Annotated in this window: 17 protein-coding genes; 8 read left to right on the top strand and 9 right to left on the bottom strand. The window is 32.1% G+C overall.

Annotated elements, in window-relative coordinates; all coding sequences use genetic code 11:
- Positions 1 to 255 precede the first annotated feature (255 nt).
- From H8K90_RS14990 to asnB, 3 genes are all read right to left on the bottom strand, one after another.
- Positions 256 to 828 carry a CPBP family intramembrane glutamic endopeptidase gene (locus H8K90_RS14990; RefSeq protein WP_246457810.1) on the bottom strand — a complete coding sequence of 191 codons (573 nt, stop codon included), beginning with the start codon at positions 826 to 828 and terminating at the stop codon, positions 256 to 258.
- Positions 829 to 987: 159 nt separating this feature from the next.
- Positions 988 to 1,548 (bottom strand): helix-turn-helix domain-containing protein, encoded by a 561-nt coding sequence (locus H8K90_RS14985; RefSeq protein ID WP_186846803.1) that lies wholly within the window; start codon positions 1,546 to 1,548, stop codon positions 988 to 990.
- Positions 1,549 to 1,749: 201 nt separating this feature from the next.
- Positions 1,750 to 3,411 carry an asparagine synthase B gene (asnB, locus tag H8K90_RS14980; RefSeq protein WP_186846802.1) on the bottom strand — a complete coding sequence of 554 codons (1,662 nt, stop codon included), beginning with the start codon at positions 3,409 to 3,411 and terminating at the stop codon, positions 1,750 to 1,752.
- Positions 3,412 to 3,648: 237 nt separating this feature from the next.
- Between asnB and H8K90_RS14975 the strand changes: the two genes are divergently transcribed.
- Entirely contained in the window at positions 3,649 to 4,194 is a 546-nt protein-coding gene (locus H8K90_RS14975; RefSeq protein ID WP_186846801.1) for a DUF2911 domain-containing protein, read from the top strand.
- A gap of 156 nt (positions 4,195 to 4,350) precedes the next feature.
- Here the strand turns inward: H8K90_RS14975 and H8K90_RS14970 are convergent, their stop codons facing one another.
- Together H8K90_RS14970 and H8K90_RS14965 are read right to left on the bottom strand one after the other, a co-directional pair.
- A complete protein-coding gene (locus H8K90_RS14970; RefSeq protein WP_186846800.1) occupies positions 4,351 to 4,983 on the bottom strand; it encodes a 7-carboxy-7-deazaguanine synthase QueE in 633 nt (210 codons plus the stop codon).
- A gap of 82 nt (positions 4,984 to 5,065) precedes the next feature.
- Entirely contained in the window at positions 5,066 to 5,512 is a 447-nt protein-coding gene (locus tag H8K90_RS14965) for a RidA family protein (protein WP_186846799.1), read from the bottom strand.
- A gap of 61 nt (positions 5,513 to 5,573) precedes the next feature.
- On the opposite strand from H8K90_RS14965, the gene H8K90_RS14960 reads away from it, so the two are divergent.
- From H8K90_RS14960 to H8K90_RS14945, 4 genes are all read left to right on the top strand, one after another.
- Positions 5,574 to 7,109, top strand: a complete 1,536-nt coding sequence (locus H8K90_RS14960; RefSeq protein ID WP_186846798.1) for a helicase HerA-like domain-containing protein — start codon at positions 5,574 to 5,576, stop codon at positions 7,107 to 7,109.
- A 21-nt stretch (positions 7,110 to 7,130) separates the two neighbouring features.
- Positions 7,131 to 7,688, top strand: coding sequence for a hypothetical protein (locus tag H8K90_RS14955; RefSeq protein WP_186846797.1), 558 nt, complete (start codon positions 7,131 to 7,133; stop codon positions 7,686 to 7,688).
- 105 nt (positions 7,689 to 7,793) lie between these two features.
- Positions 7,794 to 8,168 (top strand): cupin domain-containing protein, encoded by a 375-nt coding sequence (locus tag H8K90_RS14950; protein ID WP_186846796.1) that lies wholly within the window; start codon positions 7,794 to 7,796, stop codon positions 8,166 to 8,168.
- Position 8,169: 1 nt separating this feature from the next.
- Positions 8,170 to 8,997 (top strand): alpha/beta hydrolase, encoded by an 828-nt coding sequence (locus tag H8K90_RS14945; protein WP_186846795.1) that lies wholly within the window; start codon positions 8,170 to 8,172, stop codon positions 8,995 to 8,997.
- A 204-nt stretch (positions 8,998 to 9,201) separates the two neighbouring features.
- Here the strand turns inward: H8K90_RS14945 and H8K90_RS17030 are convergent, their stop codons facing one another.
- Entirely contained in the window at positions 9,202 to 9,333 is a 132-nt protein-coding gene (locus H8K90_RS17030) for a hypothetical protein (protein ID WP_261799356.1), read from the bottom strand.
- A gap of 149 nt (positions 9,334 to 9,482) precedes the next feature.
- On the opposite strand from H8K90_RS17030, the gene rluF reads away from it, so the two are divergent.
- The 3 genes from rluF to H8K90_RS14930 all read left to right on the top strand — a co-directional run bounded on the left by rluF (position 9,483) and on the right by H8K90_RS14930 (position 11,724).
- A complete protein-coding gene (rluF, locus tag H8K90_RS14940; RefSeq protein WP_186846794.1) occupies positions 9,483 to 10,250 on the top strand; it encodes a 23S rRNA pseudouridine(2604) synthase RluF in 768 nt (255 codons plus the stop codon).
- A gap of 64 nt (positions 10,251 to 10,314) precedes the next feature.
- Complete coding sequence (locus H8K90_RS14935; RefSeq protein ID WP_186846793.1) at positions 10,315 to 11,265, top strand: YybH family protein; 951 nt, start codon at positions 10,315 to 10,317, stop codon at positions 11,263 to 11,265.
- Positions 11,266 to 11,301: 36 nt separating this feature from the next.
- Complete coding sequence (locus H8K90_RS14930; RefSeq protein ID WP_186846792.1) at positions 11,302 to 11,724, top strand: VOC family protein; 423 nt, start codon at positions 11,302 to 11,304, stop codon at positions 11,722 to 11,724.
- On the opposite strand, the gene H8K90_RS14925 is transcribed toward H8K90_RS14930, so the two are convergent.
- The 3 genes from H8K90_RS14925 to ffh form a co-directional block, all read right to left on the bottom strand.
- Complete coding sequence (locus H8K90_RS14925; protein ID WP_186846791.1) at positions 11,710 to 12,441, bottom strand: YwaF family protein; 732 nt, start codon at positions 12,439 to 12,441, stop codon at positions 11,710 to 11,712. The two genes, H8K90_RS14930 and H8K90_RS14925, sit on opposite strands and share 15 nt — an antisense overlap.
- A 9-nt stretch (positions 12,442 to 12,450) precedes the next feature.
- Positions 12,451 to 13,335, bottom strand: a complete 885-nt coding sequence (locus H8K90_RS14920) for a bifunctional 5,10-methylenetetrahydrofolate dehydrogenase/5,10-methenyltetrahydrofolate cyclohydrolase (RefSeq protein WP_186846790.1) — start codon at positions 13,333 to 13,335, stop codon at positions 12,451 to 12,453.
- Between the two features lie 113 nt (positions 13,336 to 13,448).
- Positions 13,449 to 14,780, bottom strand: coding sequence for a signal recognition particle protein (gene ffh / locus H8K90_RS14915; protein WP_186846789.1), 1,332 nt, complete (start codon positions 14,778 to 14,780; stop codon positions 13,449 to 13,451).
- Between the last annotated feature and the right edge of the window lie 116 nt (positions 14,781 to 14,896).

Here is a 14,896-nt window from a genome sequence, read left to right as displayed (position 1 = left end):
TTTTGAATACTAACAAATATACGAATTAAAGAGGCTTTTTAAAAGCTTTTCTTAGACTATAGTCAATAATTATCAACATTTGTTAATTACTTGAAAATGGCTTAAAACAGCTAAAAAGTGGCTTAAATTAGATTTTTGGTGTTTCTTTTATCCTCGTAAAAACCAAATATGAATAAAATGGCTTAGAACTAAAATTTTGTGTTTGAACAAGCTTTTAGTATTAAATAAAATCACCTCTTTTTTTAAAACACTTTGTTATTCGTTCTTAAAAATTGTACTATTTGATTTTACAATATTTTTTACAAATATTAAGGTTAAAATGGATGGTAACAACCCTTTAATAAGACTATAAAAAAGCCAATTCCAATCCATTAGACTTTCTTTATTCAATTCCATAAAAATTAATTGGCCATAAGGATTTGATTCATAAAATAAAGTCATCAAAAAGTTGTATCCTAAATGAAAACCTAAAGCGAGCATTATTGATTTTGTTTTATAAAACGTATATGCCCAAACATATCCTGTAAAACCTGTTATTAGCGTAACGTATAAAATCGGAATAATCCTATCTCCAGTTATACCATAAGAGAACACATGGTAGATACCAAAAAAAACTGCCGAAATCAAAATCGCTTTTTTTGATCCAATTGTACTAATAAGAATATACAATAATGCGCCTCTAAAAACTAAGTCTTCCGTTAGAGCTGACTTAAAGTGATATACAAACGAATTAAAAATCAAATTACAATTAATACTATTTTGTTCTTGCCATTCAACATTTAGAATTAGGCTTTCAAAATAAATTAAAACCAAGTTTAACAGCAGCATAAATACCAGACCGATAAAAAATTGAAGTATCCTTTTTGGGTATGGAATAATCCCTAAAACTTCAATATTTTTTTTCTCAATGAAGCGCAAGAGCACCCACGAGATTATTATTATTACGAATAATCCTATCATTATAATTAATATTTAAAATTGATTGAGCTACTTAATCTTTAAAAAAGGAATTGTAAGTGGATAATAGCAAGCACCAGAATCTAGAGCAGAAATAGTGTTTTTTAGACTAAAAACAATTCCGAATAGAAAAACAGCACCTGTGATAAAAAAGTTGAATCCTGGAAAGGGAAAATACAACAGTAATGATATTAATAACATTAAGTTTAGCGTAGAATGAAAATTAATAACCTTACGTCCATGATTATCATATATCTTATTATCTTCAGCTTTACTGATCCATGTAAACAACGGAAAAAGCACATTTGCAAAAGGAATAACTAAACCAAAGAAAGGTGATGCATGTAACAAAAGCATCCATTTGCGCTTTATTGTTTCTTCTTTAGGATTATCGAGTACAATTAAATCATTAACCTCAACACCTAAACCTACAGCTAATAATTTTACAGTTTGTAAATGTGGTTGTACTTCACCTTTTTCAATACGCTGAATAGTTCTTACTCCAACCGAAGTTAATTCAGAAAGCTCATCTTGCGTATAGCCTTTTAGCTTTCTGTGATATAACAAATTTTCTTTTAGTGACTGCTTCATTAATTTGCAATTTTAGTTGATACAAATCTATGATGTTATGATTGTTTTTTACACGCCATTTAAATGTCACCTAACTGACATCTTCAGTATTTATATGTGTTATAAGCTAAAAAATAGTATTACCAGTCAAGTTACTAAAAAAACAAAGACCAATCGTACGATTGGTCTTTATTGCTAATAATCAAAGAAAAAATAAATATTTTAATATGCCTCATCATGCACATTAGCAATGGCTCTACCAGATGGATCATTCATATTTTTAAACGCTTCATCCCATTCTAAGGCAGTTGCTGTACTACAAGCTACACTTGCTTCTTGCGGAACACTTAATGCTGCTGCATCACTTGGAAAATGACCTTCAAAAATAGTTCTGTAATAATACTCTTCTTTATTTAGAGGTGTATTAATTGGAAAACGGAACTTTGCATTTTCCATTTGCTCATCAGATACTTCTGCTTCTACTAATTCTTTTAATGTATCAATCCAGCTGTAACCAACACCATCACTAAACTGTTCTTTTTGCCTCCAAGCTACACTTTCTGGTATGTAATCTTCAAATGCTTTACGCACTACCCATTTTTCCATACGCTCTCCGTTAATCATTTTATCCTTTGGGTTAATACGCATAGCAACATCCATAAATTCCTTATCTAAAAATGGCACACGACCTTCAATTCCCCAAGCTGCTAAACTTTTGTTAGCTCTTAAGCAATCGTACATATGTAATTTATCTAATTTACGAACCGTTTCTTCATGAAATTCTTGGGCATTTGGTGCTTTATGAAAGTATAAATAACCACCAAAAATTTCATCAGCGCCTTCTCCAGACAACACCATTTTAATTCCCATAGATTTAATAACTCTTGCCATTAAATACATTGGTGTAGACGAACGAATCGTTGTAATATCGTAAGTTTCAATATTATAAATTACATCCTTTATTGCATCTAAACCTTCTTGGATGGTAAACTTAATTTCGTGATGCACTGTACCAATATAGTCTGCTACCTTTTTAGCTGCTGCTAAATCTGGTGAACCTTCTAATCCTACTGAGAACGAGTGTAATTGTGGCCACCAAGCTTTTTCTTTGTCGTCTGCTTCTACTCTTCTTTCAGAGTATTTTTTTGCTATGGCAGAAGTAACTGAAGAATCTAATCCACCAGACAATAATACACCATAAGGCACATCACTCATTAATTGTCTATGTACAGCATCTTCTAAAGCTTGTTTAACTTCTGCGATACTTGTTTCGTTTTCTTTTACAGCATCATATTCTGTCCAATCGCGTTTATACCACTTTACAAATTCACCATCTTTACTAGACATGTAGTGTCCTGGAGGAAACAATTCAATTTTTGTACATGTGCCTTCCAAAGCTTTTAGTTCTGAAGCGACATAGAATGTTCCGTTTTTATCCCAACCAATATATAATGGAATAATACCCATATGATCTCTTGCAATAAAGTATTCATCCTTTTCTGTATCGTAAATTGCAAACCCAAAAATACCATTCATTTCATCTACAAAATCAACACCTTTTTCTTGGTACAATGCTAAAATCACTTCACAATCACTTTCTGTCTGAAAGTTATAATCTGGAAATTGTTTACGTAATTCTCTATGGTTATATATTTCACCATTTGCTGCCAAAACTAATTTTTGATCTGGACTAAACAATGGTTGCTTACCAGAAGCCGGATCTACAATTGCCAAACGCTCGTGCGCCATAATTGCTTTATCATCACTATATATTCCGCTCCAATCTGGTCCACGATGACGAATTGCTTTTGCCATCTCTAAGACTTGAGGTCTTAAGTCTTCTGATTTCTGTTTTATATCAAACGCACATACTATTCCGCACATAACTTTTTATTTTATTATTAATTATGGGACAAATATGAAGTTAAAGTTTCATATAACAAACATAAACAGAATAAGTAGTTTCATATTAAAACTTATTTACTCTAATTAATATATATTTGAAATTAGAAACTGATATTTATTCAATTTAACTTTTAATCTGTAAACTTTAAGGTTTTTTTACGACCTAATCGGTTATTAACATCTAATTTTAAAACAAACAAAATCATTTTATTTATTATGAAAACTACACGACTAATTACAACCATTGCATTTGCATTTTTAATGCTTTTATCGTTTGATGCAAACGCTCAAAAATTTAAAGGTTTGGATAAAAGTCCTATGGACGCAGCCTCTTACCCAGATGATTATAAAGACGCTAACAAGCTCGTAAAAATAACATATAGCCGCCCACAACTAAAAGGACGTTCTGTAGATGAGCTAGCACCAGCAGGAAAAGTATGGAGAACAGGAGCTAATGAAGCTGCTGAAATAACATTATATACAGATATGATGCTTGGTGGCACTAAAGTAAAAGCTGGAACGTATACATTCTATTTAATTCCTGGAGAAGGAGAATGGACAGCAATTATTAGTTCAGACTTAAATGTTTGGGGAAGTTATTTCTACAACGAAAAAAATGATGTTGCAAGATTAGATGTACCAGTAACTGAAGGTAAAGAGTCTTTAGAAGCTTTTTCTATTGCCTTTGAAAAATCTGATAATGGTGTACATATGCACTTAGGATGGGGAACTGTTAGAGTTGCTGTACCATTTACAAAATAAGAATAGAAGCTAGAAGCTAGAAGCTAGAAGCTAGAAGCTAGAAGCTAGAAGCTAGAAGCTAGAAGCTAGAAGCTAGAAGCTAGAAAATTGAAAAATTCCGATTACAAATATTGTTCTCGGAATTTTTTTATTATTAATTTTTACAAAATATTGTATTTAAGGAATATTCAAGTATTTATGTGTCTGTAAGGATACTTTCCATTTTGGATTTGCCATCACAAAATCTACAATTTGTGGCATCATTTTATCACGCTTACTCCACTCTGGTTGTAAATAAAGAATACAATCTTTATTCACCTTTGAAGCTTGCTCTTCAGCAAATTTAAAATCATCCTTATTGTAAATGATACATTTAAGCTCATGGGCTTTTTCATAAACTTCTTGTGTTGGTAATTTCATTTTTTTTGGAGATAAACATATCCAATCCCATTCACCAGTTAGTTTATACGCACCAGAAGTTTCAATATGTGTTTGCACACCTTTTGCTTTCAATTGTTCGGTTAAAGGTCCCATATCCCAAGTTAATGGCTCACCACCTGTAACTACAATAATATCACTGTACTTTACAGCATTTTCAACAATTTTAGTAGTTTCTGTTGCTGGGTGTAACTCTGGTAACCAACTTTCTTTTACATCGCACCAATGACAACCAACATCACAACCACCAATTCTAACAAAATATGCTGCAGTTCCTTTATGAAAACCTTCTCCTTGAATGGTGTAAAACTCTTCCATTAAAGGTAATAAATGGCCTTTATCTATAAGTGCTTGTTTTTCTCTTCTTGTCATAGCTGGCAAAGATATTAATTAGTAGTCAGTAAGCAGTATTCAGTACTCAGTAATTTCGATTAATTAGGTTTATTGAACAAAACTACTTAGCTGCAATGACATCGATCTCTATACTTGCACCTCCTGCCAAACCAGATGCGGCAAATGTAGTGCGTGCAGGTTTCTTTTTAAAATAAGTAGTATAAACAGAATTGAAATCTTTAAAATCGTTTATATCTTTTAAGATTACGGTACACTTCACAACATTGTCTAAAGATAGTTTGTGGTGCTCTAATACTGCTTTGATATTTTCTATAACTTGTTTGGTTTCGGTTTTAATTCCTCCTTCTGCCAACTTTCCTGTACTATGATTTTTTCCAATTTGACCTGTTAAGAACAGTAAATCCTCTGTTTCTACAGCGTCACTAAAAGGTGTATTGGCACGACTTGGCTCGTGGGATTTATGAAAAATGATTTCAGAATTAGACTCTTTACAAGATTGTAAACTCACTAAAACAAAAAGCCAAATAACTAAAAGTGAATACTTCATAGGAATGCGTTTTAAACTTGATTAAAATTACATTATTTTTATGCAAATTTTCTAATTGATTATGAATTCTGACACTTTCTTTAAAGACATCACTGAAGGCAACACTTTTAAAGGTGATTATATCACTTTGGGCTCAGCGATGTTAAATGGTGAAACCATAAAAAATGCTTTCGTAAATGTACCATTAAAAACCATGAATAGGCATGGCTTAATTGCTGGTGCTACTGGTACCGGAAAAACTAAAACACTTCAAGTTTTAGCTGAAAACCTTTCTGAAAAAGGAGTTCCAGTATTATTAATGGATATTAAAGGAGATTTAAGTGGATTAGCAAAGCCAAGTCCTGGACATCCTAAAATTGACGAACGCCACGAAAAAATAGGTTTACCTTTTGATGCTAAATCCTTTCCTGTAGAAGTAATGACGCTTTCTGAGCAAGATGGAGTAAGACTAAGAGCAACTATTAGTGAATTTGGACCTGTATTAATCTCTAGAATATTAGATGTAACAGAAACTCAAGCAGGAATAATTTCTGTAATATTCAAATATTGTGATGACAATAAATTACCGCTTTTAGACCTTAAAGATTTCAAAAAAATTCTTCAATATGCTACTGGTGAAGGCAAAAAGGAGTTTGAAGAATCTTATGGCAGAATCTCAACAGCTTCAACAGGTGCAATCCTAAGAAAACTAATTGAAATTGAACAACAAGGTGGAGATTTATTCTTTGGTGAAACCTCTTTTGATACTCAAGATTTATTGCGTATTGATGAAAACGGTAAAGGTTACATTAACATCATTAGATTAACAGATATACAAGATAAGCCAAAGTTATTTTCAACATTTATGTTGAGTTTATTGGCTGAAATTTACTCTACTTTTCCAGAACAAGGAGATAGTGGAAGACCAGAGTTAATTATGTTTATTGATGAAGCACATTTAATTTTTAATGAAGCTTCAGATGCGCTTTTAAATCAGATTGAAAGTATTGTTAAGTTAATTCGTAGTAAAGGTGTTGGCTTATATTTTGTAACTCAAAACCCAACTGATGTACCAGAAGCAGTTTTAGGTCAGTTAGGTTTAAAAGTACAACACGCATTGCGTGCGTTTACTGCTAAAGACAGAAAAGCAATTAAATTAACCGCGCAAAACTATCCTGACACAGAATATTATGATACAGCTGAAGTTTTAACCTCATTAGGAATTGGCGAGGCATTAGTTTCTGCCTTAGACGAAAAAGGAAAACCGACTCCGTTGGCTGCCACTATGATGCGAGCTCCAATGAGTAGAATGGATATTTTAACAGAAGCAGAATTAGGAAGTTTATTAGCACAATCAAAACTTGCAAAAAAATATAATGAAGAAGTTGACAGGGAAAGTGCTTATGAAATGCTTAATACAAAAATAAAACAAGCTGAAGCTGAAGAAGCTAAACAAAAAGCTAAAGAAGAACAAGAAGCGTTAAAAAAAGCTGAGACCAAAAGAAAATCTAGCACTAGCAGAAGACGAAGCACAAGACAAAATCCTATTGTCAAGGTACTTTCTAGCCCAACGGTTATAAGGAGTGTCTTGGGAATTTTAACTAAAATGCTTAAATAATTTAAACCCTAAATCTAAAATATGAAACAATCATTTTGTGCAATTCTAATATGTGCACTATTATTAGCAAGCTGTGCTAAAGATGCAGCTCCAGATCCTTTTTTAATAGAAAAAAATAATATTGGCTTACTTACAGATTCTACTCAAGTTAAAGACTTAGATGCTATATTTAGCAATGATTCTGTTGTAAGATATATTGCAGGAGATGAATTTGCAGGTTCAGTTAATACTATCGAAGTGTATGAAAAGAACGGCAAGAAATTATTAGATTTATCACCTAAAGAGGCTTTAGATTCTACATCAATAATCTCTAGTGTTCGCATTATTGACCAGCGTTATAAAACTAAAAAAAACATCTCCACATTAAGCACATTTAAAGATATTAATGAAACGTATAAAATTTCGAAAATCGACAATCTTATAAATGCAATTGTGATTTCTGTAAACGAAATAAATGCTTCTTTTACAATTGATAAAAAAGAATTACCGGCAAGTTTACGTTTTGATATGAATATGACCATTGACCCTATTCAAATTCCAGAAAAAGCTAAGATTAAATTCTTTATGATTCATTGGTAATCCTTCGCTAAAGCTTCGGATTACAAGTATTTACTTTCTTACTTCTCGGAAGTATAACTGCGAAGGCAGAAAAGTTTCAGATTACTAATTAGACAATAAATAAAAATGTCAGACAAAAAAAAATTTAAAATTCAAAATTCACCATTTGTAGTTCCTACGGATGATGGTAAAATTATAAAAGAACACTTTGGTAACGCCACAGATGGTAATTCTGAAATTAGTATTGCTCATATGGTTGCACCTGCTGGTTGGTCTGAACCATTTCAAACTCCAGAATTTGATGAATATACATTTATTATTAAAGGAAAAAAACAATTTATAATAGATGGTGAAACAGTAGTTTTAAATGCTGGCCAATCTATTAAAGTAGAAAAAAATACAAGGCTTCAATATTCTAATCCTTTTACGGAACCTTGTGAATATTTAGCAATCTGCTTGCCAGCTTTTTCTATTGATGCCGTAAATAGAGAAGACAAATAATATGAGTAGTTTTGTGATTAAATCTATAGGAAATGCACTTAATGCTACAAGTTATATTTCATCTAAATATGCCTCAAAAAAAGCAGTGAATTTATTTGCTTCACCTAGAAAAGGACGTTATTCTGAACATCAAAAAAAAGTTATTAGTTCTGCCTTGTTTGAAGAACTAAAGTTCGATACTGTAAATATTGCTACTTATCGTTGGACTGGCAAAGGCAAAACTATTTTACTAGCACATGGTTGGGAAAGCAATACATCTCGATGGGATTATATTTTAGAAGATTTAAAAGCACAAGATTATAATATTATCGCTTTAGACGCGCCTGCTCATGGTCGCTCTAGTGGAAAACAATTCAATGCCGTTTTATATTCCGAATGTATAAATCTTGTTGCTAAAAAATTTAAACCTCAGGTTTTAATCGGTCATTCGGTTGGTGGTATGGCAAGCGTTTTTTGTATGCACAATCATCAATTAACTTCTGTTAAACAAATGATTTTACTTGGTGCGCCTGCTCACTTTACTGGTGTATTTTCTAGATACAAAACCATGATGGGTTATAACAAACGAATTTCAAATGGGTTAGACAAAATCGTTTATGAACGTTTTGGAAAACCTGTTGCATATTTTTCTGCGGCTAATTTTACAGAATCAATTAAAGCAAAAGGCTTAATCATTCATGATAAAAAAGATAGAATTATTCCTTATGAAGATGCACAGCTTATTGCTAATCGTTATAGTAATTCTGAATTGATAACCACTACTGGTTTTGGACATGGGTTAAAAGACGAATCTTTAACACCAAAGATTATTGATTTTATAAATGATTGATTCGATCATAATTAAAATCATAATAATTCTTGCAATATTTTTTGGGATATTCTCATTTCAAAAATTAGAATCAAAATTATTAAAAGTTCTATTTTTGGGCATTGTTTTGAGCTTTATTTCTTCATTTTTTGATAGAGATTTATTTTTTGACTTTTCATTTATTTCCTTTGGTATTTTCGTCTTAACCTATTTTATTTATTCTCTTTATTTAAAAAAATTAGTACCAGCTTCTATAAGTTTTTTTGCTTTGGCTTCATTTATTTTTAAAATCCAATATTGGCCTTTCGCTTCAGAAATTAGAGCAGTAATGCTCATACCATTAGTACTCTTTATCATTTCTCTTATTAATTTTAAAAAGTATAAAAGTCAGATTTCTATATTATCGATTATAGCTGCCTATGAATTTACAGAATTCTTTCAGTTATTCTTTTAGTTCAATCATTTTTAATTTTACAATTCTTTAATCTTTATTGTACTTTTACACCATGTCAGAAAATCTAACTCGTCTTAACAAATACCTCAGTGAAGCTGGTTATTGCTCGCGTCGCGAAGCCGATCGCCTTATCGATGCTGGTAGAGTAACTATAAACAACGTCGTCCCAGAAATGGGAACTAAAGTTGCGCCAGATGATGTGGTAAAAGTTGATGGTGAAGTTATTGGAGGTCGTAAAGAAGATTTTGTTTACTTAGCTTTTAATAAACCTGTAGGCATAGTTTGTACCACAGATACGCGCGTAGAGAAAGATAATATTATTGACTTTATTAATTACCCAAAACGAATATTTCCTATTGGTCGATTAGACAAACCAAGTGAAGGTTTGATTCTTTTAACTGATGATGGAGATATCGTAAACAAAATTCTTAGAGCTAGTAATAATCACGAAAAAGAATATATTGTCACTGTAGATAAACCCATTTCTCAAACATTTATTGAGCGTATGGCTGGTGGTATTTATATCGAAGAATTAGGAAAGCGCACTAAAAAATGTGAAGTTAAAAAAATTGACAAATTTACGTTTAGTATCATTTTGACCCAAGGCTTAAATCGGCAAATTCGTCGTATGTGCGAATATCTAACGTACGAGGTACAAACTCTAAAACGTGTTCGTATTATGAATATAAAGCTAGATATGCCATTAGGAAAATATAGAGAACTCACAAAAGAAGAATTTAAAACCTTAAGTGAATTAATAAGTGAGTCGAAAAAAACCTATGAAGCAAAACAGCCAACATCGAGAAAAAACAGACGTTAATAAAATCCTAATTAACAACTATGTAGAGTTATTCCTTTTTATTTTTAGGTAAAATCAACTCAACATGAAACCTCTATTAGCTCTCCTATTACTATTCACTATTTCTAGTTTTTCGCAAAATCAATATGTAGCATCAGATACAAATCCTTATGGTTTGCCAAATCCTGAAGCTTCTGAACAAATTAAAGATTACGAAGCTTTAATAGGAAAATGTAACTGTAAATCTGTCTCTAGAAAAGCTGATCAAACTTGGGCAGATCCTGTGGATATGACGTGGGAATGGAAATATATAATGAATGGTATGGCTGTACAAGACGAAACCATAAAAGCAGACGGAAAACATTCTGGAAGCATTAGACAATTTATAGCAGATAGTAGCAAATGGTATGTACATTATTATGCTTCTGGAGCTCCTTCAACTAAATTACCAACATGGGAAGGTAGCAAAACAGAAGATGGTAAGATTGTTTTATATCGCAATCAAAAGGCACCTAACGGAACTGAAGGTTATTTTAGATTAACGTTTTATGATATTAGCGATTTAGGTTATAAATGGGTTGGTGAATGGACAGATAAATCTGAAACTACAACTTTTGCCACGTGGAAAATAGATTGTAAACGAGAAACTAAGAACTTTTCAGATTTAGAAGAAATTCATAAAAATATATCTAAATTTTCAAAGGCGTATATGGATGAAAATATAGAGGCCTTGGTTGAAATGTACACTGATGATGGTAAAATATTTCCGAATAACAGAAAAATAATGGCTGGTAAAACAGAATTATTGTCTTACTGGGCAATTCCTGAAGGAGTGAAAATATTGCATCATAAAGTAACACCTACTGAAATAAAAATAGAAAATGATATCGCCTACGATTTTGGCTATTATGAAGGTACAACCTTAACAAATGATAAAAAGGAAGTCTCTTGGCAAGGCAAATACATTATCATCTGGAAAAAAATAAAGGGAGAATGGAAAATATATTTAGATATATGGAATAATGTTAGTGGGTAATTCTTATTTTTATTCATAATTTATTTCTTTTAAAACATGACTAAACTCTCACCATTTCATTTAGCAATTCCTGTAAATAATTTAGCAGAATGTCGTGATTTTTACACCAACATTTTAAATTTAGAAGAAGGCAGAAGTAGTGATCATTGGGTGGACTACAACTTTTTCGGTCATCAATTAGTTATCCATTACAAGGAAAAAACAGAAACAGACACACATACAAATGCGGTTGATGGTAAAGCGGTACCTGTTCCACATTTTGGAGTGGTTTTACCTTGGGATACTTTTCAAGAATTTGCCAAACTATTAAAAACAAAAGGTATTGCATTTATTATAGAACCTTATATACGTTTTGAAGGACAAGTTGGAGAACAAGCGACTATGTTTTTTAAAGACCCTTCTGATAATGCTTTAGAGTTTAAAGCCTTTAAAGATATAAGTCAATTATTTGCTAAGTGATTCCTTTCCCCTATTTGAAAGATGAAACGGTAAATAAATCAATAAAAAGAGTGGTATTATAATTAATTGCCCTACCAAAATATAATAAGGCCAATCCCCAAAATAATCTAATAGTGAAGCCGATTTAGGCTTTTGGTTTAGGTAAAAATAATTGGCATCTAAAAAGTAGTTTAGCGCCATCATGAGCAACACATATACCTGAAGTGCCAAAAAAGCTTTAAAAACACTTTTAAATTTTGGTTTCATTTTAAACACAAAAACAAAGTAAAATATTATAACAAGTAAACCTAAATGTGCAATCCAATATCTAAAATAGTCAAAGCTTGGAAAACCATCTGTAATATCTGGTGTTATAACTGCTTGTAATGTGCCACCTACAATCCAAAACACTAAAATCTCAAACATTAAATATTTTCGAAAGTGAGTAAAAACAGGAATAAGAAGCGCCATTAAACTACAGAGATAAAATGGCAAATCGGTTTTAAAATTATAATTATCAAAAGCCATTCTGTATCCATGAAAACCAATTACAGTAAGTGATACAAACCATGCGAAATAATGAATTGCTTTTTGTTTTTGAATTTCTAACAAGTTTCCATTAGCATATTTAATAAAAACTACTGCAAAACCAAATGCAAAAATAATTGGTAAGATATGTTGCAAACTTCCTATCGTTACTGAGTTCTGTAAGATAGTAAGTTGCAAAGAATAACTCATTCTTGAGAATTATCTATTATACTTTCTATGTTGCTCTCTAGCTAACAACGTATTTTTTAATAACATTGCAATAGTCATTGGTCCTACTCCACCAGGAACTGGTGTAATAAAACTGGCTTTTTTACTTACGTTTTTAAAATCCACATCGCCAGTGATATAGTACCCTTTTTCAGATTCATCTGGTACACGCGTAATACCTACATCAATTATAATAACATCATCTTTCACCATTTCTGCTTTTAAGAACTCTGGAATACCAAGTGCTGAAATAATGATATCAGCTTGCGATGTTATTTGATTAATATTTTTTGTATGACTATGTGTTAATGTTACCGTAGAATTTCCTGGGAAACCTTTACGACCCATTAAAATACTCATTGGACGACCAACAATATGAGAACGACCAATTACAACCGTGTGTTTTCCTTTTGTTTCTACTCCATAACGATCTAAAAGTTCTAAAATACCAAATGGTGTTGCAGGAATAAAAGTTGACATATCTAATGCCATTTTTCCAAAATTCATAGGATGAAATCCATCCACATCTTTATCTGGATCTACAGCCATTAATACTTTCTGCGTATTAATCTGAGGTGGTAATGGCAACTGAATGATGAAACCATCAATATCGTCATTGTTATTTAAATCTTCAATAGCATCTAACAATTCTATCTCACTTGTGGTGTTAGGTAAACGCACCATTGTAGATTCAAAACCAACACGCTCACAAGCTCTAACTTTACTACCAACATATGTTAAACTAGCTCCATCATTACCAACAATAACAGCCGCAAGGTGTGGTACCTTTTCACCGTTAGCTTTCATTTTATCAACTTCAGCTTTAATCTCTTGTTTAATGTCGTTACTGGTTTTTTTTCCGTCTAGTATGGTCATTTTGTTTTGTTTTCTCGCTATAACGCAAAAGCGAAAGCTGATTGAAAATATATTTATTAAAACTTCTCGACTACGCTCGAAGTGACTACTTACTGAATACTTTTTATTGCCTACTATCTTGGCATATTCTTCATGGCTTGCATCATCCGTTTACCGCCTCCACCTTGCATCATCTTCATCATTTTACTCATCTGCGTAAATTGCTTTAATAATTGATTGACTTCTTGTACCGAAGTACCAGAACCTTTACCAATTCGCTTTTTACGACTAGAGTTTATAACAGAAGGATTAGCACGTTCTTCTGGAGTCATAGAATGGATTATAGCTTCAATACCTTTAAAAGCATCATCATCGATATCAATACCTTTCATCATTTTACCAGCTCCTGGTATCATTCCGATAAGATCTTTCATATTACCCATTTTTTTGATTTGCTGAATCTGTTTTAAGAAATCATCAAACCCAAACTGGTTTTTGGCAATCTTTTTCTGAAGTTTTCTAGCTTCCTCTTCATCAAACTGCTCTTGAGCACGTTCCACTAAAGAAACAACATCACCCATTCCAAGAATACGATCTGCCATACGAGAAGGATAGAAAACATCAATAGCTTCCATCTTCTCACCTGTACCAATAAACTTAATCGGTTTATTGACTACAGACTTAATAGAAATGGCTGCACCACCTCTTGTATCACCATCTAATTTGGTAAGGATAACACCATCAAAATTTAAAATATCATTAAAGGCCTTTGCTGTATTTACAGCATCCTGACCTGTCATAGAATCTACAACAAACAATGTTTCTTGTGGTTGAATAGCTTTGTGAATATTAGAAATTTCATTCATCATTTCTTCATCCACAGCTAAACGACCAGCAGTATCTATAATCACCACATTATGTCCATTCGCTTTTGCATGAGCAATACCTGCTTGAGAAATGGCTACAGGATCATTATTTCCTCTATCACTAAAAACCTCAACACCAATTTGATCTCCTACAACATGTAACTGATCTATCGCAGCAGGACGATACACATCACAGGCAACTAATAATGGCTTTTTAGTCTTTTTACTTTTTAGATAATTAGCAAGTTTACCAGAAAATGTTGTCTTACCAGAACCTTGTAAACCAGACATTAAAATAACACTTGGTGTGCCAGAGAGGTTAATCCCTTCTGCATCTCCACCCATTAGTTCGGTTAATTCGTCTTTAACGATTTTAACCATTAACTGTCCTGGTTGAAGGGTCGTTAATACATTTTGCCCTAAGGCTTTTTCCTTAACTCTATTGGTAAACTCTTTAGCGATTTTAAAGTTAACATCGGCATCTAAAAGCGCTCGTCTTACTTCTTTTAAAGTTTCGGCAACATTTACTTCTGTAATACTACCATGACCTTTTAATACGTGTAACGCTTTATCTAACTTATCACTTAAATTATTGAACATAATCTTTATCTCTTTTAGAAGTTGCAAATTTAAGAATTTACAAGAGATAAACGAATGGGATATATATAATTCTATACTCTTAAATTTAAGAATTTTACAAAAGGAAAGAGTTGCCT

Source organism: Winogradskyella echinorum (assembly GCF_014297365.1).
In the GTDB taxonomy this organism is placed as follows: domain Bacteria; phylum Bacteroidota; class Bacteroidia; order Flavobacteriales; family Flavobacteriaceae; genus Winogradskyella; species Winogradskyella echinorum.
This window is presented reverse-complemented; position numbering and strand designations above follow the sequence as displayed.